A 19,294-nucleotide genomic window follows, 5' to 3' on the forward strand; every position below is an offset into this window, starting at 1 on the left:
GATCAGCCGTTCTCCTTCTGGATCTTCGCCCACTGCTCTTCGACATCGGAGATGCCACCGACGTTGAAGAAGGCCTGCTCGGCGACGTGGTCGAAGTCACCGCGGGCGATCGCATCGAACGACTCGATGGTCTCCTTGAGCGGGACGGTCGAACCCTCGACACCCGTGAACTTCTTGGCCATGTAGGTGTTCTGCGAGAGGAACTGCTGGATACGACGTGCACGAGACACGACGATCTTGTCCTCTTCGGAGAGCTCGTCGACACCGAGGATGGCGATGATCTCCTGCAGTTCCTTGTTCTTCTGGAGGATCTGCTTGACCGTGGTGGCGACGCGGTAGTGGTCCTCGCCCAAGTAGCGGGGGTCCATGATGCGCGACGTCGAGGTCAGCGGGTCGATGGCCGGGTACAGACCCTTCGACGCGATCTCACGCGAGAGCTCCGTGGTGGCGTCGAGGTGGGCGAACGTGGTCGCCGGTGCCGGGTCGGTGTAGTCATCGGCGGGCACGTAGATCGCCTGCAGCGAGGTGATCGAGTGGCCACGGGTCGACGTGATGCGCTCCTGCAGGAGGCCCATCTCGTCGGCGAGGTTCGGCTGGTAACCCACGGCGGAGGGCATGCGGCCCAGCAGCGTGGAGACCTCGGAACCGGCCTGCGTGAAGCGGAAGATGTTGTCGATGAAGAGCAGCACGTCCTGCTTCTGCACGTCACGGAAGTACTCCGCCATCGTCAGAGCCGAGAGGGCGACGCGCAGACGCGTTCCCGGCGGCTCGTCCATCTGGCCGAAGACGAGGGCCGTCTTGTCGAAGACACCCGCCTCTTCCATCTCGTGGATGAGGTCGTTGCCCTCACGGGTGCGCTCACCGACACCGGCGAACACCGAGACTCCACCGTGGTCCTGCGCGACGCGCTGGATCATCTCCTGGATGAGGACGGTCTTGCCGACACCGGCTCCACCGAACAGACCGATCTTTCCACCCAGCACGTACGGCGTGAGGAGGTCGATCGACTTGATGCCGGTCTCGAACATCGTGGTCTTCGACTCGAGCTGGTCGAAGTTGGGAGCCTTGCGGTGGATCGGCCAGCGCTCGGTGACCTCGATGGTCTCGCCGGGCTCGAGGTTCAGGACCTCGCCGATCACGTTGAAGACCTTGCCCTTGGTGACGTCGCCGACCGGGACCGAGATGGCCTCGCCCGTGTCGCGGACTTCCTGGCCGCGGACGATGCCGTCGGTGGGCTTCAGCGCGATGGCGCGAACGAGGTCGTCGCCGAGGTGCTGAGCGACCTCGAGGGTGATCTCCGTGGACTCCTCGCCGATGACGATGGTGGTCTTCAGAGCGTTGTAGATGTCGGGGATCGAGTCGTGCGGGAACTCGATGTCGACAACCGGACCGTTGACGCGCGCGACGCGCCCGACGACCGCGGTCGCCGGCTGGTCAGCCGTAGCGGTGGGGGTCATTTCTTCGTCTCTTTCCTGATGGTCTATTTGCTCGACGAGAGGGCGTCGGCGCCGCCGACGATCTCCGCGATCTGCTGCGTGATCTCCGCCTGACGCGCGTTGTTGCGCAGACGGGTGTAGTCGGTGATGAGCTTGTCGGCGTTGTCGCTGGCCGACTTCATCGCCTTCTGCGTGGCGGCCTGCTTGGCGGCAGACGACTGCAGGAGAGCGTTGAAGACGCGGCTCTGGATGTACACCGGCAGGATCGCGTCGAGGACTGTCTCGGCATCCGGCTCGAACTCGTACAGCGGGTAGACGGCGCTGCCCGCTTCCGAGTCATCGGCTTCCGCGATCTCCAGCGGGAGCAGTCGCACGGATTCCGGCGACTGCGTCATCATGCTGACGAAGCGGTTGTACACGAGGTGGATCTCGTCGACGCCACCCTCGTCCGCACCGCGCGAGAAGTCCTCGAGCAGCGTGGCCGAGATCTCCTCCGCCGTGTGGAACGACGGGGTGTCGGTGTCGCCCGTCCACTCCGCAGCAGCCGCGATGCGGCGGAACTGGAAGTAGCCGACGGCCTTGCGTCCGACGAGGTAGAACACCGGCTCCTTGCCCTGCCCCCGCAGGAGCTCCGCCACCTCGAGACCCTCACGGAGGATCTGCGAGTTGAAGGCTCCGGCGAGACCGCGGTCCGACGAGAAGATCACGACCGCAGAACGGCGGATCGTCTCGGGCTCGCGGGTGAGCGGGTGGTCGACGTTCGAGTGCGTCGCGACGGCGGACACGGCCCTCGTCACGGCCCGCGCGAAGGGGCTGGACGCTTTGACGCGTGCCATCGCCTTCTGGATGCGCGAAGCCGCGATGAGTTCCATCGCCTTCGTGATCTTCTTGGTCGTCTGAGCAGAAGAGATCTTCTGCTTGTAGACCCTGAGTTGAGCGCCCATGAAATCAGTTCCTCACGCGATTACGCGCGACGACCCTTGACGATCTTCTCCTGGTTGACGTCCTCAGCCTCGGCTGCAGCGTGCTCCTCGTGACCCGGGGCGCCGATGGCCTGCCCCTTACCACCCTGGAACTCCAGAAGGAAAGCGTCGGTGTGCTTGTCGAGCTCGGCGACGGTGTCGTCATCGAGGACGTTGGTCTCGCGCAGGGTCTCGAGCACCTTCGTGTTGCGACGCAGGTAGTCGAGCAGTTCGCGCTCGAAGCGAAGCACGTCCGAGACCTCGAGGGTGTCGAGCTTGCCCTTCGTTCCGGCCCAGATCGAGACGACCTGCTCCTCGACGGGGTACGGCGAGTACTGAGGCTGCTTGAGCAGCTCCGTCAGGCGCGCTCCACGGGAGAGCTGACGACGCGAAGCCGCGTCGAGGTCGGATGCGAACATCGCGAACGCCTCGAGGGAGCGGTACTGCGCGAGCTCCAGCTTCAACGTTCCGGAGACCTTCTTGATCGACTTGACCTGAGCGTCACCACCGACTCGCGACACCGAGATACCCACGTCGACCGCCGGACGCTGGTTGGCGTTGAAGAGGTCGGACTGGAGGAAGATCTGGCCGTCGGTGATCGAGATCACGTTGGTCGGAATGTATGCCGAGACGTCGTTCGCCTTGGTCTCGATGATCGGGAGACCGGTCATCGAACCTGCGCCGAGCTCGTCTGACAGCTTCGCGCAACGCTCGAGCAGACGCGAGTGCAGGTAGAAGACGTCACCCGGGTAAGCCTCGCGGCCCGGCGGACGACGGAGGAGAAGCGACACCGCACGGTAGGCCTCAGCCTGCTTCGACAGGTCGTCGAAGATGATGAGGACGTGCTTGCCGCCGTACATCCAGTGCTGGCCGATGGCCGAACCGGTGTAGGGAGCGAGGTACTTGAAACCGGCGGGGTCGGATGCCGGAGCCGCCACGATGGTGGTGTACTCCAGAGCGCCGGCCTCTTCGAGCGCTCCCTTCACCGAAGCGATGGTCGAGCCCTTCTGACCGATGGCGACGTAGATGCAGCGCACCTGCTTGTTGACGTCGCCCGACTCCCAGTTGGCCTTCTGGTTGATGATCGTGTCGATCGCGATGGCCGTCTTGCCGGTCTGGCGGTCACCGATGATCAGCTGACGCTGACCGCGGCCGACGGGGATCATGGCGTCGATGGCCTTGATGCCGGTCTGCATCGGCTCGTGCACCGACTTGCGCTGCATGACACCCGGTGCCTGCAGCTCGAGCTCGCGAACGCCTTCGGTGGCGATGGAGCCGAGGCCGTCGATCGGGTTACCCAGCGGGTCGACGACGCGACCGAGGTAGCCGTCGCCGACGGGAACCGAGAGGACCTCACCCGTGCGGGTGACTTCCTGGCCGGCCTCGACGCCGGTGAAGTCGCCGAGCACGACGACACCGATCTGGTGCTCGTCGAGGTTGAGCGCGAGACCCTTGGTGCCGTCCGCGAAGGTGACGAGTTCGTTCGCCATCACCCCGGGCAGTCCCTCGACATGCGCGATGCCGTCGGCTGCGTCGATGACGGTGCCGACCTCGGTCGCCGCGGCCCCAGTGGGCTCGTATGCTGCGGCGAAGTCCTTCAGCGCGTCACGGATGACGTCGGGGCTGATCGATAGTTCTGCCATTGTCTTCCCTTTGTATCTGGGTGCGCGGTTCCCCGCGCGAAGTCGTGTTAGCCGGCGAGCTTCTGGCGAAGATCGGCGAGACGGGCGGAGATACTGCCGTCGATGACGTCATCGGCGATCTGCACGCGCAGGCCTCCGACGACAGAGGGGTCGTTGACCTCGTTGAGCGAGATCTTGCCGTCGTAACGACGCGAGAGAGCGTCGCTGAGACGGGTGCGCTGTGCGTCGGTGAGCGGTGTGGCGCTGTGCACCGTCGCGACCACACGGTCGCCCTGGTCGGCGACGACCCGCGTCGCACGGGTGAGCATCTGCCGAACGCGACGGTCACGAGGCTGGCGCACCAGCGACGAGACGATCACGGCGGTCGCGTCGCTGACGCCCCCGGCGAGAAGCCTGTCGACGAGCGCGCCCTTGGCGTCCTCGCCCCCGAGGCGGCTTCCGAGCGCGAGCTCGAGCTCCGCGTTCGCGGCGATCACCCGGGTGAAGCCGAAGAGCTCTCCCCCGATGTCAGCCTGCGGTTCGGCGATCGCGGCAGCCCTGATCGCGAGTTCCTCGACGCCGTCCACGAGCTGGGAAGCCGATGACCAGCGCTCGGCGACGACCGTCTTCAGGACGGTCTGCGCGTTCTGCGAGAACCCGCCGAACACCGCGGCGACGACGTTCTGTCGCGCCACGACCGGAGCCGACGGGTCAGCGAGCGCGCCGCTCAAATGAGACGACTCCGCCACGGCGCGTGCGGCTGCGAACAGCTCCCGCGCCGTGTCGAGAGTGACGTCCGTCGCTGCGGCAAGCGTCTGAGTGGATGCCGCGAGTGCCTGAGTGGTCGCGCTGCCCATTACTGAGCCGCCTTCTCGGATGCTTCGAGGTCGGCGAGGAAGCGGTCGACGACCGCGGTCGCACGTGCATCGTCGGAGAGCGTCTCGCCGACCACGCCACCGGCGAGGTCGATCGCGAGCGAGCCGACCTCGCTGCGCAGCGAGACGAGAGCGGTCTGCCGCTCGGCCTCGATCTGCGTGTGCGCGGTCGCGGTGATGCGAGCTGCTTCGCTCGACGCGGCCTCCTTGGCCTCGGCGACGATCTTCTTGCCGTCCTCACGGGCGGCTTCGCGGATCTCACCGGCCTCGGTGCGTGCCTCGGCGAGCTGACGGGTGTACTCCTCGAGCGCGGCCTCAGCCTGCTTCTGTGCTTCGTCCGCCTTGGCGATGTTGCCCTCGATGGCGGCGGACCGCTTGTCGAGCATTGCCGTGAACTTCGGAAGGGCGACCTTCCACACGACGATGAGGATGACGAGGAACCACAGACCCGACCAGATGATGTCGTACCACGCAGGGATCAGAGGGTTGGGTGTTTCACCCTCTGCTGCGAGGTTCGTGACAAGAGCGTTCAGCATCCTGTCTCCTTCAGAAGTCGGTTCGGATTACGGGAAGGGGATGAATCCGACGGCGATGCCGACGAATGCAAGCGCCTCGGTGAAGGCGATACCGATCCACATGAGGACCTGCAGGCGGCCGGCCAGCTCGGGCTGACGAGCGACACCCTCGATGGTCTTGCCGACGACGATACCCACGCCGATGGCCGGACCGATCGCTGCGAGGCCGTAGCCGACCGATGCGAGGTGACCGTTGATGTCTGCGAGAACCGTAGTAGCGTCCACGGGTTTTTCCTTTCGTTGGGTGGGACGGCAGTTGCCGACCCGCTCAGTGCTCTTCTGCGACCGCGAGCTGGATGTAGACCGCGGTGAGGACGGTGAAGACGTATGCCTGGAGAACGGCGACCAGGATCTCGAAGAGAGTGAAGGCGCCGCCGAAGGCGAGGGTTCCGACACCGAGAGCGGCCCAGCCGCCACCTGCGGTGAAGAAGAAGAACTGGGTGGCTGCGAAGCACAGCACCAGGAGCATGTGGCCGACCACCATGTTCATCAGGAGTCGGAGCATCAGCGTGACGGGCCGGATGATGAACGTCGAGAGGAACTCGATCGGCGTCACGATGATGTAGACCGGCCACGGAACGCCGGCCGGGAACAGCGCGTTCTTGAAGAAGCCCAGCGGGCTCTTCTTGATACCCGCGTAGATGAAGGTGATGTAGCTCACCAGCGCGAGCGTCAGCGGCACGGCCGCGATGCTCGTGCCTGCGATGTTCAGGAACGGGATGATTCCCGTGATGTTCATGAACAGCACCATGAAGAAGATGGTGGTGAGGATCGGCAGGAATCGGTTGCCGTCCTTGCGTCCGAGCAGATCGTGCGCGATATTGGTGCGGACGAAGTCCAGCCCCATCTCGACGACGCTCTGGAAGCGTCCGGGGACGATCTTCATACGGCGGGTTCCGAGGACGAGGATCAGCACGACGGCGACCACGGCGAGGAACTGCACGAGGTGGATTCGGTGCACGGGGATACCCGCGACTTCGAAGAGGATCTCCGGGAAGAACTCGTCGATCGAAGGTCCGTGGAACTCGCCGTCAGAGGCGAGTTTGGGCATCAGGGTCGCAGCAAGATTGAACAGCGCGGGCTCCAGCTTCGGGGCACCGGTCAGAACCGGGGCGACGATGGTCGGTGTGCTTCAAGCGCAAGCGCTCGCGGGCGAGCGGCGGGCACGTCTCAACACTATCAGAATAAGAGGGTGTCCTAAGACCGCGGGGGCTGTTCGCCGGAGCCGTCCTGCGCAGGGGGTTCGGGCACGATGTGGTGGCGCCCGGGCGCACGATCCTCCGGCACGACGGTCGGCAGCTCCACCCCCGGCGCGCGGTCGATCGGAGCCTCGGAGGGAAGGGACGCGTCGCTCACGTGCGGAAGGCGCATCCGCGTGATGACGATCACGTCGATGACGAGGGTCGCCACCACGCCCGTGACGATCGACAGGAAGAACACCATCGGCTCGATCCACGGCTGCCCGCTCAGGACGATCATGATCACGACGAAGAGACCGAGCTTCAGAAGCCATCCGCCGAGCACGATCGCGAAGAACAGCTGCACGTAGAGCGGATCGCCGAACCAGCGGTTGGCGATGAGGATGCTGAGGGCCGTGATGCCGAGGAACAGCATGGCGAGCACGACGCCCAGCAGGCCGCTGACGAGACCTTCCGTCCCGCCGACGAGGAGGCCGATCGCTCCGGCGACGATCGCGAGGACCGCCATCGAGACCGCGGACCAGATCAGCGTCCTCCGCAGGATCGGATTGCTGGAAACAGGGCTCGGGCTCACGGGGACTCCACGGGTGTCGGGTCGGACTCAGCAGACGCCGCGGGCTTCCGTCGGCGCAGAGGATTCAGGGTGATGACGAGGCACGCGGCGATTCCCACCAGGCCGAACACGACTCCGGGGAGGTACTGGCCGGGCCAGTCCTCACGCGCGCCCACGTACATGAGGAGGACGGCCAGGGAGATGACCGCGGTCCAGGCGTAGAAGATGAGCACGGCGTCGCGGTCGCGGTGGCCGAGGTCGAGCATGCGGTGATGCAGGTGCTTGCGGTCGGGTGAGAACGGCGACTTCCCCGCGTTCATCCGTCGCAGCACTGCGAGCCCGAAATCGAGGAGCGGCAGCAGCACGACCAGAAGAGGGAGGAGGATCGGGATGAACGCGCCGAGGAGCTGCGATCGTCCGAGACGCTCGGGATCGAGGGCCGACGGCTCGAGCTGCCCGGTCACGGCGATCGCGGATGTCGCCATCAGCAGACCGATCACGAGCGCTCCCGAATCGCCCATGAAGAGCTTCGCAGGACTCCAGTTGAACGGGAGGAAGCCGAGGCACGCGCCGATCAGCACTGCGGCGAGGAAGGATGCGAGGTTGAAGTAGCTCGATGCTCCGGTGTCACGCGTCAGGATGTAGGAGTAGGCGAAGAACACGCCGTTCGCGATCAGGCAGACGCCGGCGACGAGGCCGTCGAGGCCGTCGATGAAGTTGACGGCGTTCATCACGATGACGATCGCGAACATCGTGATGGTGATGCTCAGCCAGCTCGAGAAGACGATCAGATCGCCGAACGGCAGGGAGAGGATCTGCAGCCCGCCACCGACGGTGATGATCCCGGCAGCGAGGAACTGTGCGCCGAGCTTGATCATCCAGTCGAGATCCCACAGATCGTCGACGACGCCGATGACGGCGATCAAGAGGGATGCGGCGAGGATCGACCACATCGTCTGCGGCGGCATCCACATGGTGGTGAAGAACGGATTCAGAGCCGAGACACCGATCGCCGCTGCGATGCCGAGGAAGATCGCGACGCCACCGAGACGGGGAGTGGGAGTCGTGTGCACATCCCGCTCTCGGATGCCGGGGTACAGCTTGAAACGCAGGCTCAGCTTCCAGACCGCCCAGGTCAACGCGAAGGTGATCGCGGCGGTCAGGATGATCGTGAGGAGGTACTGCTTCACGAATCCCCGTCCGATTCCGGCGACGGCGCCTCGGGTTCGAGCAGGTCGCCGAGCACCTCCTCCAGCCGTTCGCGGCTGACGGCGCCGGCTCTGAGGATGCGAACACCACCGGCGGCGGGCTCTGCGCCGCGGGGAACCAGGGAGGTCGCGTCGACGATCGTCGACGCGACCCCGTCGCGACTGACGCCGTCTGCGAGATACACCGACACGCTGTCTCCGAGCATCCGCTCGGCATCGAACGCGGAGATCGCCGACTCACGGCCGGTGAGGTTCGCGCTGGAGACGGCCAGCGGTCCGGTCTCCGCCAGGAGCTCCAGCGCGACGCGCCCCTCGGGCATTCTGACGGCGACGGTCCCCTCCGTGTCGCCCAGGTCCCAGACGAGAGAGGGCTGAGCGGGGAGAACGATGGTCAGGCCGCCGGGCCAGAAGGCGTCGACGAGTCGCTGGACGGGCTCGGGAACGGACTCCGCCAGCGCGTGCAGCGTCTCCTTCGTGCCGATGAGCACGGGAGGCGGCTGATTGCGCCCTCGCCCTTTGGCGTCGAGGAGGCGCTGTACGGCAGCGGGAGAGAACGCGTCGGCGGCGACGCCGTAGACCGTGTCGGTGGGCATGACGATGAGTTCGCCGCGGGCGATGGCCTGGCGGGCGTGGCGCATGCCGGCGAGGAGCTGGGCCTCGTCGCCGCAATCGAAGATGGAGGACATGACGATCCGATTCTAGTTGGCGATGTCTGTGCGGTTCGTGTCTGCGCGTCAGGGACGCAGAGCGGTCGTCGCGCGGTCTCGCAAGGTGAGGTCGCGGTGCGTCGCGGCGGCACGCCAGCCGTCGCGCGTGAGGATGCTGCGGATCTCCTCGCCCTGGAGCTCGCCGTGCTCGATCACCAGCAGCCCGCCCGGATGCAGCAGCTCGAGCGCGCGCACGCTGAGCACACGCACGATGTCGAGCCCGTCTTCTCCCCCGTACAGCGCCATCGACGGATCGAAGAGCCGAACCTCAGGGTCACGAGGCACCGCGGCGTCCGGAACGTACGGCGGGTTCGAGATCACGACGGAGGCAGTGCCGTCGAGCTCCGCGAACGCGTGCGCCAGGTCGTCGTTCACGAGGGTGAGGTTGGCCACCCCCGCCGTGTTCCGAGCCGCCCACGGATACGCGTCGGGCGAGAGCTCGGCGGCGAAGATGCGCGCATGGGGCACCTCGGTGGCCATGGCGAGTGCTATCGCCCCGCTGCCGGTGCCGAGATCGATGCCGATCGGGTCGGGAAGCGCGGACCCGAGGAGCGCGTCGATCGCGTACTGCACGACCGTCTCGGTCTCAGGTCGCGGGACGAAGACTCCGGGCCCGACCGCGAGCTCGAGGTGGCGGAACGGCGCCGTTCCGGTGATGTGCTGCAACGGCTCCCTGCTCGCACGACGGGCGACCAGAGCCCGCAACGCCTCGGCGTCCGCCTCCTCCACCGCATCACCGCGGATGATCGATGCCTGCACCTCACCACGCCGCGCGCCGAGGACGTGACCGGCGAGCAGCTCCGCGTCGACGAGAGGATCCGTGACGCCGGCGTCTGCGAGCTGTCGGGCCGCCGCATGCACGGCGGAGGCGAGGGAGAGATCGGACATGGATCAAGCGTAGAGCGCAGCAGGTGTCATATTGCCCACCCCCCTAGGGCCCTCGCCTAGGCTGGAGCGCGCAGTCCCCCGCACAGGAAGGCTCTCCCCATGCCCGGTATCCACTCCGACATCACCTCCGCTTTCGGCAACACTCCCCTGGTTCGTCTGAACCGGGTCACCGAGGGCCTCGGCGCGACAGTTCTCGCCAAGCTCGAGTTCTACAACCCGGCCTCGAGCGTCAAAGACCGGCTCGGCATCGCCATCGTCGACGCTGCGGAGGCCTCGGGCGAGCTGAAGCCCGGAGGCACGATCGTGGAGGCGACCAGCGGCAACACCGGTATCGCGCTGGCGATGGTCGGCGCCGCACGCGGGTACAAGGTGATCCTCACGATGCCCGCGTCGATGTCCAAGGAGCGGCGCCTCCTTCTCAAGGCGTTCGGCGCCGAACTCATCCTCACCGACCCCACGAAGGGCATGACGAACGCGATCGCCGAGGCGGAGGCGATCGCCGCCCGCACTCCGGGTGCCATTCTCGCGAAGCAGTTCGCCAACGAGGCGAACCCCGCGATCCACCGCCGCACGACGGCCGAGGAGATCCTCCGCGACACGGAGGGCTCCGTCGACTACCTCGTCGCCGGCATCGGCACGGGCGGAACCATCACGGGCGTCGGTCAGGTCCTGAAGGAGCGCGTCCCCGGGGTGAAGATCGTCGCCGTCGAACCCAAGGATTCGCCCATCCTCACCGAGGGACACCCCGGGCCGCACAAGATCCAGGGCATCGGACCGAACTTCGTGCCTCCGATCCTCGATCGTGATGTTCTCGACGAGGTCATCGACGTCACGTTCGACGATGCCATCCGTGTCGCGCGCGAGACCGCGAGCCGCGAGGGCATCCTCGTGGGCATGTCGAGCGGAGCCGCGATCTGGGCCGCTCTGCAGGTCGCCCAGCGCCCGGAGGCTGCGGGGAAGACGATCGTCGTCATCATCCCCTCGTTCGGCGAGCGTTACCTCTCGACCGCGCTCTACGAGGATCTGCGCGAGGCCTGAACTCCCGATGGACATGATCGGCCGAATGCGCGAGGACATCGCGGCAGCCCGACTTCGCGACCCCGCCGCGCGCAGCGGCGCCGAGGTGGCACTGCTGTATCCGGGGATGCACGCGATCTGGGCCCATCGGGTCTCGCACGCGCTGTGGCGCCGCCGGCTGCGGCTGCTCGCCCGTGCGACATCACAGGTGTCGCGATGGCTCACCGGGATCGAGATCCACCCCGGCGCGCGGATCGGTCGACGCTTCTTCATCGACCATGGCATGGGCGTGGTCATCGGCGAGACGGCAGAGGTCGGCGACGATGTGATGCTGTATCACGGGGTCACTCTCGGCGGCCGCACGCGTGACTCAGGCAAGCGGCATCCGACGCTCGGCGACGGCGTGGCCGTGGGAGCAGGCGCGAAGATCCTCGGACCGATCACGATCGGTGAGGGCTCCGTGGTCGGAGCGAATGCCGTGGTCACGCGCGACGCCCCGGCGGACAGCATCCTCGTCGGTGTGCCCGCCAAGCCCCGTGCACGGGTCATGGGCGAGGACACCCGAGCGGTGCTCACCGCACCCGACTACTCGATCTGACGCGCCCGCGCTCTCAGGCCGCCCCGCGGCGAGACCTCACCTTGTCGACCTTCTTGCGAAGGAAGATCAGTGGCAGCAGCACACTGCCGAGCGCCGTGATCAGCCAGACGATCACCGATCCGAGCAGCCAGCCCACGAGATCGACGATGCGCAGCCCGCCGATCGGCAGCAGGACGACGACCACGAGGGCGATGAGCGTCGAGAAGATGCCGATGCCGCCCATCAGAACCGGTGCATAGCGATCCGCGATCTTGCTGACCCACGGTGAGAGCACGCTCTGCAGCACGGCGAAGATCAGGATGCAGAGCACGAACCCCCACCACTGGTCCCACTGGATCTGGAATCCCTCGAGCGCGAGGTCGGCCACGATGAGACCGAGACCGGCCGAGATGACGTACATCAGCGCGCGGAAGAGGAAGGTGATCACGCGCCGAGCATATCGCTCTCACTGGGCGACGAAGAAGGGGATCGCGCCCGACAGGATGCCGACGGCGAGCATCACGAGCGACACGATCACCGCGCGCCACAGCACCTTCCTGTGGTGATCGCCCAGGTTGACGCTGGCGAGCGAGACGAGCAGCAGGATCGCCGGCACGAGCGGGCTCTGCAGGTGGACCGGCTGACCGATGATCGATGCCCTCGCCATCTCGACGGGGTCGATGCCGAACGTCGCCGCGCTCTGCGACAGCACCGGCAGGATGCCGAAGTAGAAGGCGTCGTTCGACATGAAGAATGTGAACGGGATCGACAGAACACCGGTGATGGGTGCGAGGAAGGGGCCGAGCGCAGGCGGAAGCACGTCGGTGATCCAGGTCGCCATCGCATCGACCATCCCGGTGCCGGTCAGGACGCCGACCAGGACTCCGGCCGCGATCACCATCGAGACGACACCGACGATGCTGGGCGCATGGGCCACGATCTCGGACGCCTGTTCCTTGATCCCTCGGAAGTTGACCAGCAGCGCGACGGCGGCACCGACCATGAACACGTACGGGAGCGGCATGATGTCGAGAACGAGCAGCACCATGACGGCGACGGTGAGCGCGAGGTTGAACCAGATCAGTCGCGGCCTCAGCGTCGGGCGCGCGGGGTCGAGCATGGTGTCCGCCATGGCGGTGTCGGCCGGGTCGACGCTGGCCGCGGCGACGGGGCCTCGCCCACCGGCGACGACGACGATGTTGCCGGTGCGGAGCGCTGCACGGGCGCCGGGCTTCGGTCCGGCACCGCGGAAGATCTTCGGCACTGTAGAAAGAGCACCGCCGTCGGAACCCGTGAGGAGCCCTTCGGAGTCGAGGCGCCCGAGTCGGCGGCGCTCCCCCAGCCCGAGCATCCAGGCGAAGCCCAGCGTCACGACGATGCCGACGCCGAGAGCCGGCAGCATGGGGACGAAGATGTCCGTCGGCTGCAGTCCCAGAGCGGTCGCCGCGCGCACCGTCGGCCCGCCCCAGGGAACGATGTTCAGAGTGCCGTTCATCAAGCCGGCGACGCACGTGAGGACGACCGGACTCATGCCGAGACGGAGGTAGATCGGCAGCATCGCCGACGTCGTGATGATGAACGTCGTCGAGCCGTCGCCGTCGAGCGAGACGGCTCCCGCGAGGATCGCGGTTCCCAGCACGACCTTCGCCGGGTCATCGCCGAGAACACGCGTGATCACCCGGATCAGCGGATCGAACAGGCCGACGTCGATCATGATGCCGAAGAACATGATCGCGAACATCAGCAGCGCTGCGGTCGGGGCCATCGTGGCGATCGAATCGAGGATCATGTCGCCCATGCCGAGCCCCGCACCGGCGAACAGCCCGAACACGGTCGGCACGAGGATCAGCGCCACCATGGGCGTCAGTCGCTTCGTCATGATCAGCGTCATGAAGGCCAGCACCATGGTGAAGCCCAGGAGGACCAGAACCCATTCGGGCGGCACGAACGCGAGGTCGTAGGTCGGCGCCTCTTCTGCGGCCGTGGACAGGCCGGTGAGTGCATCGAGCATGCTGTGACTCCTTCGTCGAAGCTCCGTCGACTGCGACGGATCCTGACGAGACTAGGCAATCCCTCCCCGCAGAGCGCGGTATGCCGCATTCTCGGATGTTGTGCGCGTAGCGTGGGTTCTGCGCATATTGCGCGGGAGCAGAGAAGGAAGGACCACGGTGTCGACGACGACGACGCGACCTCGGTTCGCGACCCGCACGCTGCTGCTGCATCTCGCCACGGTCGCCCTTGTCGTCGTGATGTGCACCGGCGTGTACCTCCTTCTCGCCGTGCAGCAGCTTCGCACCGAAGCCGAGTCCACCGCCCTCGGCATCGCCCGGACCCTCGCCGAGGACCCGCAGGTCCGCGACGAGGTCGCACGAATCTCGGCCGCCGAAGAGGCGCCGGACCCGGACGAGCTCAGGAAGGGCGAGCTCGCGCGCCTTGCAGCGGACGTCTCTGACCGCACCGGTGCACTGTTCGTCGTCATCGCCGATGAGGACGGCATCCGCCTCGCCCATCCGACCAGTTCACGCATCGGCCAGATGGTGAGCACACCCTTCGAGGAGGTGCTCGCCGGGAACGAGGTGGTCGACTGGCAGACCGGAACCCTCGGCGAGTCGGCTCGCGCCAAGGTCCCCGTGCTCGACGATGCGGGGATCCCCGTCGGCGAGGTCAGCGTCGGATTCGAGCGCACAGGCGTCTTCGATGACCTGCCTCCGCTGCTCGCGGTGATCGGCATCACCGCCGCCGGTGCCCTGGCGCTGGCTTTCCTCGCGTTCCTGCTGCTGCGCCGTCGCTGGGAGCGCCTGACGCTCGGCGTGCAGCCCGAGGAGCTTGTGGCGCTCGTGCAGAACCAGACAGCAGTGCTGAATGGCGTGGATGACGGCGTCCTGGCCGTCGACACGGCAGGGATCGTGCGGGTGAGCAATGATGCGGCCGATCGGATGCTCGGTCTCGACGCCGCTGTGGGACGACGGCTGGCGGAGCTCTCGCTGCCGACCGCTGTCGTCGAGACCGCGACGGGAGCGCCCACGACGTCGAGCACCGTCGTGGACCACCGCGTGCTCTACCTCGATTCCCGTCCGGTGATCCGCGACGGCAGGCCGCTCGGACATGTGCTGATCATCCGTGACCGCACCGACCTCATCGCTCTGACGGAGCGACTGGAGACCGTGCAAGCCGTGACCGCCGCCCTGCGCGTGCAGCGTCACGAGTTCGCGAACCGGATGCACGTGGTCGCGGGGCTCATCGACGCAGCCAGGATCGACGATGCCCGGGGATTCCTCGATGAGCTCGTCGAGCGCGGCTCGGTCGCATTCCCCGTCGCCGGGCTCGACCTGCTCAGCGACCCGTTCCTGCACTCTTTCCTGGGCGCCAAGGGGATCGAGGCCGGTGAACGCGGCGTCTCCCTGCGCGTCGCGGACGAGAGCCAGCTGATCGGCAGCGTGGCAGAACCGGAGGACGTCGCCGCCGTCGTGGGCAACCTCGTCGACAACGCGGTGACCGCCGCCGTCGCCGGAGCGCGGACTCCCCGCTGGGTCGAGGTCGCGGTGCTCGGAGACGGCGACGCGCTCGTCGTCACGGTCGCAGACTCGGGACCGGGACTCGCGGGGATCGACCCGATGGCTCCGAGTCAGCCGCGCGACGACGACACAGACCGCGTGCACGGCCGCGGGCTCGGCATCCCGTTGGCTCGAGACATCGCGCGACGCCGCGGCGGCGATCTCTGGATCATCGACGCAGGAGGCGAGGAGCACGGTGCCGTGTTCGCCGCTCGACTCGGTGGCGCCGTCACCGACACATCGACGACTGAGGAGAACCGATGAACGATCCCCTGCGGGTGCTGATCCTCGACGACGACTTCCGCGTCGGACGACTGCACCGGAGCATCATCGACGACCAGCCCGGATTCTCGGCACTGGAGCCCGTCCGCACCCTCGCCGAGGCACGGGACGGCATCCGCTCATCACGCCCTGACCTCCTCCTGGCGGACGTCTTCCTCCCGGACGGAGACGGCATCGCCCTCGTGCGCGAGAGCGGCGTGGACGCGATCCTCATCTCGGCCGCCGACGACGCGCCGACGATTCGACGCGCGCTCAGATCAGGCGCCGTCGGGTACCTGCTGAAGCCGTTCGATCGTCGGGCGCTGGTCGGCCTGCTCGAGCGCTACGCGCGGTATCGCAACCTGCTCGCCGGAGATCGTCCCCTTCGCCAGGAGGACACCGATCGCGCCCTGGCGATCCTCCACGGATCCGGAGAACCGGTGTCTGTCTCGCGATCCGCGACCGAGCAGCTGGTGCTCGCCGCTCTCGGCGACGGCGAGGCGTCGGCCGCAGAAGTCGGAGAGCGCGTCGGGATCTCGCGCGCCACCGCGCAGCGCCACCTCGCGGCTCTCGCTGCTCGGACGGTCGTGGAGGTCCGCCTGCGTTACGGGGCGACCGGACGGCCGGAGCACCGGTACGCGGCCCGCTCCTGACCCGCGCCGCAGCTCAGCGGCGTCACCTCAGGAGTCGGAGCCCACCGCGGCGAGTCGAGCCTCTTCGTCGGCCTGGATCGCACTCTCGATGATCGGCTCGAGAGCGCCGTCCATCACCTGATCGAGGTTGTAGGCCTTGAATCCCGTGCGATGGTCGGCGATGCGATTCTCGGGGAAGTTGTAGGTGCGGATGCGCTCGGACCGATCCATGCCGCGGATCTGTGACTTGCGTGCATCGGATGCCGCGGCATCCAGCTCCTCCTGCTGCTTCGCCAGTAGTCGCGCCCGGAGCACGCGCATCGCGGCCTCACGGTTCTGCAGCTGCGACTTCTCGTTCTGCATCGACACGACGATTCCACTGGGCACGTGGGTGATGCGCACGGCCGAGTCGGTCGTGTTGACGGACTGACCGCCCGGGCCCGAGGACCGGAAGACATCGATCTTCAGGTCGTTCTGATTGATCGCGATCTCGTCGGGCTCGTCGACCTCGGGGAACACCAGCACTCCGGTGGTCGAGGTGTGGATGCGCCCCTGCGACTCGGTCGCGGGCACGCGCTGCACGCGGTGCACGCCGCCTTCGTACTTCAGGTGCGCCCAGACGCCCTGGGCGGGGTCCGAGGACGATCCCTTGATCGCGACCTGGACGTCCTTGTAGCCGCCGAGATCGGATTCGTTGCGCTCGAGGAGCTCGGTCTTCCAGCCCTTGGAGGCTGCGTACTGGATGTACATGCGCAGCAGATCCGCGGCGAACAGCGCCGACTCGGCGCCGCCCTCCCCCGCCTTGATCTCCATGATGACGTCGCGCGCGTCATCGGGATCGCGTGGGATGAGCAGTCGGCGCAGCTTCTCCTGCGATGACTGCACCCCCTCTTCGAGGGTCGGGATCTCAGCGGCGAACGCCTCGTCCTCGCGGGCGAGCTCCCTCGCGGCGTCGAGGTCATCGGATGCCGCCGCCCACGCCTCATAGGCGGCGACGATCCGCGACAGCTCGGCGTAGCGACGGTTGACGCGCTTCGCCCGAGCAGCATCGGCGTGCACCGCCGGGTCGGAGAGCTCCTCCTGCACCCGGCGATGCTCGTCGATCAGAGTCTGGACGGACTCGAACACCCCGGCTCCGCTCAGCGGATGTTGTTGTCGTGTCCGTGCGCACCCGAGGGGAGCGTCGGAATCGACTTCTGCATCTGCACGAGGAACTCGACGTTCGAGTGGGTCTCCCTGAGCTTGCCCAGGACGACCTCGAGCGCCTGCTGCTGGTCGAGGCCTGCAAGGGCGCGACGCAGCTTCCAGGTGATCTTGACCTCGTCGGTCGACAGCAGCATCTCTTCGCGGCGGGTGCTCGACGCGTTGACGTCGACGGCCGGGAAGATGCGCTTGTCGGCGAGCTGGCGCGACAGGCGCAGTTCGCTGTTGCCGGTGCCCTTGAACTCCTCGAAGATCACCTCGTCCATCTTGGAGCCGGTCTCGACCAGCGCCGTGGCGAGGATCGTCAGGGATCCGCCGTTCTCGATGTTGCGCGCAGCACCGAAGAAGCGCTTGGGCGGGTACAGCGCCGAGGCGTCGACGCCACCCGAGAGCACCCGTCCGGATGCCGGAGCAGCGAGGTTGTACGCACGGCCGAGGCGGGTGATCGAGTCGAGCAGCACGACGACGTCGCGGCCCAGCTCGACGAGACGCTTGGCGCGCTCGATGGCGAGCTCGGCGACCGTGGTGTGGTCTTCTGCCGGACGGTCGAAGGTCGAGGCGATGACCTCGCCCTTCACCGTGCGCTCCATGTCGGTGACCTCTTCGGGGCGCTCGTCGACGAGCACAACCATGAGGTGGACCTCGGGGTTGTTCTGCGCGATCGCGTTGGCGATCTGCTGCAGGACGATCGTCTTGCCGGCCTTGGGCGGCGCGACGATGAGGCCGCGCTGTCCCTTGCCGATCGGGGCCACGAGATCGATGATGCGCTGCGTGAGCTTCTCGGGCGCCGTCTCGAGACGCAGACGCTCCTGCGGGTAGAGCGGCGTGAGCTTGCCGAACTCCACACGGGTCGCGGCGTCGTCGATCGACAGGCCGTTGATCGAGTCGACCTTCACCAGCGCGTTGTACTTCTGGCGGCCCTGCTGCTCACCCTCGCGGGGCTGCTTGATCGAGCCGACGATCGCGTCACCCTTGCGGAGGTTGTACTTCTTGACCTGTCCGAGCGACACGTAGACGTCGCTGGGGCCGGCGAGGTATCCGGTCGTGCGGACGAAGGCGTAGTTGTCGAGCACGTCGAGGATTCCGGCGATCGGGACGAGGACGTCGTCCTCGCCGATCTCGGTGTCGAACTCGTCCGTCGGCGCGCCGCCGCGGCGCTTGTTGCGCTGACGGTTGCGGCCGTTGCCGCCCTCGTCTTCGGCGGGTGCCGTCTGCGGCTGCTGCTGCTGGGGCTGCTGCTCGCCGCCCTGGCCGTTGCCGTTCTGGCCGCGTCCGCGGTTACGGCTGCGGTTGCGGTTGCGGTTGCGACCGCCCTGCTCTTCGCCGTCGCCGGAATCAGAGGAGGAGTCCGCCGCGGGTGCTGCCTCGGCCGGTGCGGCGTCAGCGGGCTTCTCGGCTGCGGGAGTCTCGGCCTCGGCAGCAGGCTTCTTCGCCGTGCGGCGTCCGCGACCGGTGGTCTTCTTCGGCTCGTCGGCAGAACCCGCCTCTGCGGAACCGGCGTCCGCGGAGCCGTTGGACTCTGCGGTCTTCGCTGCGGGAGTCTCGGTGGATTCGGCGGGTGCCGGCGCGGAGGCTGCAGGAGCCTCGGCGGTCGCCGCAGGAGACTCAGCGTTCTCTGCGTCAGCCTTCTTCGCACGGCTGCGGCGAGGGGCCTTCGCCTTGGGTGCCGCGTCGGCGGCGGGTGCCTCGGATGCGGGAGCCTCGGTGGCCGGTGCGCTGTCGGTGGATGCTGCGGCCTTCTCGGCCTTCTCAGCCTTCGCGGCGGCGGTCGCGGTGCTCGCACGGCGCGGAGCGCGCTTGCGGGCCGGTGCGACCTCGGTCGCGGCGGTGGTCGCGGCGTCGGAGCTCGCGGCCTTCGCCGCAGCCTCGGCGGCGGGTGCCGCCTGGTCGTTCTGGGTCTCGGAGAAATTCTCCACGAGTACTCCCTCTTTGGTCTCGGGGACATGAGCGGCACGCGCACAACGGGTGCTGCGCGCGATCGCACGGGCTGACGCTCGGCGTCAGCCAGCCTCTGCACTGGGTTCT

Annotated in this window: 19 protein-coding genes; 4 read left to right on the forward strand and 15 right to left on the reverse strand. The window is 67.2% G+C overall.

Translation table 11 applies throughout. The features are described from left to right. Positions 1-2 precede the first annotated feature (2 nt). The 11 genes from atpD to prmC all read right to left on the reverse strand — a co-directional run bounded on the left by atpD (position 3) and on the right by prmC (position 10,025). A complete protein-coding gene (gene atpD, locus LQZ85_RS04850) occupies positions 3-1,457 on the reverse strand; it encodes a F0F1 ATP synthase subunit beta (RefSeq protein WP_053095763.1) in 1,455 nt (484 codons plus the stop codon). 23 nt (positions 1,458-1,480) lie between these two features. Beyond that, positions 1,481-2,380 (reverse strand): F0F1 ATP synthase subunit gamma, encoded by a 900-nt coding sequence (locus tag LQZ85_RS04855; protein ID WP_053095762.1) that lies wholly within the window; start codon positions 2,378-2,380, stop codon positions 1,481-1,483. Positions 2,381-2,400: 20 nt separating this feature from the next. Beyond that, the gene (atpA, locus tag LQZ85_RS04860; protein WP_053095761.1) at positions 2,401-4,041 is read right to left on the reverse strand and encodes a F0F1 ATP synthase subunit alpha; all 1,641 of its coding nucleotides are present in this window, start codon (positions 4,039-4,041) and stop codon (positions 2,401-2,403) included. Between the two features lie 47 nt (positions 4,042-4,088). Then, the gene (locus tag LQZ85_RS04865) at positions 4,089-4,877 is read right to left on the reverse strand and encodes a F0F1 ATP synthase subunit delta (RefSeq protein ID WP_053095760.1); all 789 of its coding nucleotides are present in this window, start codon (positions 4,875-4,877) and stop codon (positions 4,089-4,091) included. Further along, positions 4,877-5,431: a F0F1 ATP synthase subunit B gene (locus LQZ85_RS04870; protein ID WP_053095759.1), complete on the reverse strand. Its 555-nt coding sequence runs from the start codon at positions 5,429-5,431 to the stop codon at positions 4,877-4,879. Before LQZ85_RS04870 ends, LQZ85_RS04865 begins: the two co-directional genes overlap by 1 nt. A 27-nt stretch (positions 5,432-5,458) precedes the next feature. After that, positions 5,459-5,695, reverse strand: coding sequence for an ATP synthase F0 subunit C (atpE, locus tag LQZ85_RS04875; RefSeq protein WP_042541851.1), 237 nt, complete (start codon positions 5,693-5,695; stop codon positions 5,459-5,461). Positions 5,696-5,738: 43 nt separating this feature from the next. After that, entirely contained in the window at positions 5,739-6,521 is a 783-nt protein-coding gene (gene atpB, locus LQZ85_RS04880) for a F0F1 ATP synthase subunit A (RefSeq protein ID WP_053095758.1), read from the reverse strand. A 146-nt stretch (positions 6,522-6,667) separates the two neighbouring features. Continuing rightward, complete coding sequence (locus LQZ85_RS04885) at positions 6,668-7,243, reverse strand: hypothetical protein (RefSeq protein WP_056278396.1); 576 nt, start codon at positions 7,241-7,243, stop codon at positions 6,668-6,670. After that, positions 7,240-8,412, reverse strand: a complete 1,173-nt coding sequence (locus LQZ85_RS04890; RefSeq protein ID WP_053095756.1) for an MraY family glycosyltransferase — start codon at positions 8,410-8,412, stop codon at positions 7,240-7,242. The genes LQZ85_RS04885 and LQZ85_RS04890 overlap by 4 nt, the downstream gene beginning before the upstream one ends. After that, a complete protein-coding gene (locus LQZ85_RS04895) occupies positions 8,409-9,116 on the reverse strand; it encodes an L-threonylcarbamoyladenylate synthase (RefSeq protein WP_053095755.1) in 708 nt (235 codons plus the stop codon). The genes LQZ85_RS04890 and LQZ85_RS04895 overlap by 4 nt, the downstream gene beginning before the upstream one ends. 48 nt (positions 9,117-9,164) lie before the next feature. Then, the gene (gene prmC, locus LQZ85_RS04900) at positions 9,165-10,025 is read right to left on the reverse strand and encodes a peptide chain release factor N(5)-glutamine methyltransferase (protein WP_056278391.1); all 861 of its coding nucleotides are present in this window, start codon (positions 10,023-10,025) and stop codon (positions 9,165-9,167) included. Between the two features lie 99 nt (positions 10,026-10,124). On the opposite strand from prmC, the gene cysK reads away from it, so the two are divergent. Further along, positions 10,125-11,063 carry a cysteine synthase A gene (cysK, locus tag LQZ85_RS04905; protein WP_053095753.1) on the forward strand — a complete coding sequence of 313 codons (939 nt, stop codon included), beginning with the start codon at positions 10,125-10,127 and terminating at the stop codon, positions 11,061-11,063. A gap of 7 nt (positions 11,064-11,070) precedes the next feature. Further along, positions 11,071-11,640 (forward strand): serine O-acetyltransferase EpsC, encoded by a 570-nt coding sequence (gene epsC, locus LQZ85_RS04910; protein WP_053095752.1) that lies wholly within the window; start codon positions 11,071-11,073, stop codon positions 11,638-11,640. Between the two features lie 13 nt (positions 11,641-11,653). Here the strand turns inward: epsC and LQZ85_RS04915 are convergent, their stop codons facing one another. Both LQZ85_RS04915 and LQZ85_RS04920 read right to left on the reverse strand, forming a co-directional pair. Beyond that, positions 11,654-12,067: a hypothetical protein gene (locus tag LQZ85_RS04915; protein ID WP_053095751.1), complete on the reverse strand. Its 414-nt coding sequence runs from the start codon at positions 12,065-12,067 to the stop codon at positions 11,654-11,656. A gap of 18 nt (positions 12,068-12,085) precedes the next feature. After that, positions 12,086-13,630: a CitMHS family transporter gene (locus LQZ85_RS04920; protein WP_230100612.1), complete on the reverse strand. Its 1,545-nt coding sequence runs from the start codon at positions 13,628-13,630 to the stop codon at positions 12,086-12,088. A 157-nt stretch (positions 13,631-13,787) separates the two neighbouring features. Here LQZ85_RS04920 and LQZ85_RS04925 point away from each other — a divergent pair, with 157 nt between their 5' ends. Further along, the gene (locus LQZ85_RS04925) at positions 13,788-15,437 is read left to right on the forward strand and encodes a sensor histidine kinase (protein ID WP_321163934.1); all 1,650 of its coding nucleotides are present in this window, start codon (positions 13,788-13,790) and stop codon (positions 15,435-15,437) included. After that, complete coding sequence (locus LQZ85_RS04930; RefSeq protein WP_056278385.1) at positions 15,434-16,087, forward strand: response regulator; 654 nt, start codon at positions 15,434-15,436, stop codon at positions 16,085-16,087. The genes LQZ85_RS04925 and LQZ85_RS04930 overlap by 4 nt, the downstream gene beginning before the upstream one ends. Positions 16,088-16,114: 27 nt before the next feature. Here the strand turns inward: LQZ85_RS04930 and prfA are convergent, their stop codons facing one another. Both prfA and rho read right to left on the reverse strand, forming a co-directional pair. Next, a complete protein-coding gene (prfA, locus tag LQZ85_RS04935) occupies positions 16,115-17,194 on the reverse strand; it encodes a peptide chain release factor 1 (protein WP_056278381.1) in 1,080 nt (359 codons plus the stop codon). Between the two features lie 11 nt (positions 17,195-17,205). Continuing rightward, positions 17,206-19,185, reverse strand: a complete 1,980-nt coding sequence (gene rho, locus LQZ85_RS04940; protein ID WP_056278378.1) for a transcription termination factor Rho — start codon at positions 19,183-19,185, stop codon at positions 17,206-17,208. Positions 19,186-19,294 lie beyond the last annotated feature (109 nt).

Source organism: Microbacterium sp. Bi98, from assembly GCF_918698045.1.
Classification (GTDB): domain Bacteria; phylum Actinomycetota; class Actinomycetes; order Actinomycetales; family Microbacteriaceae; genus Microbacterium.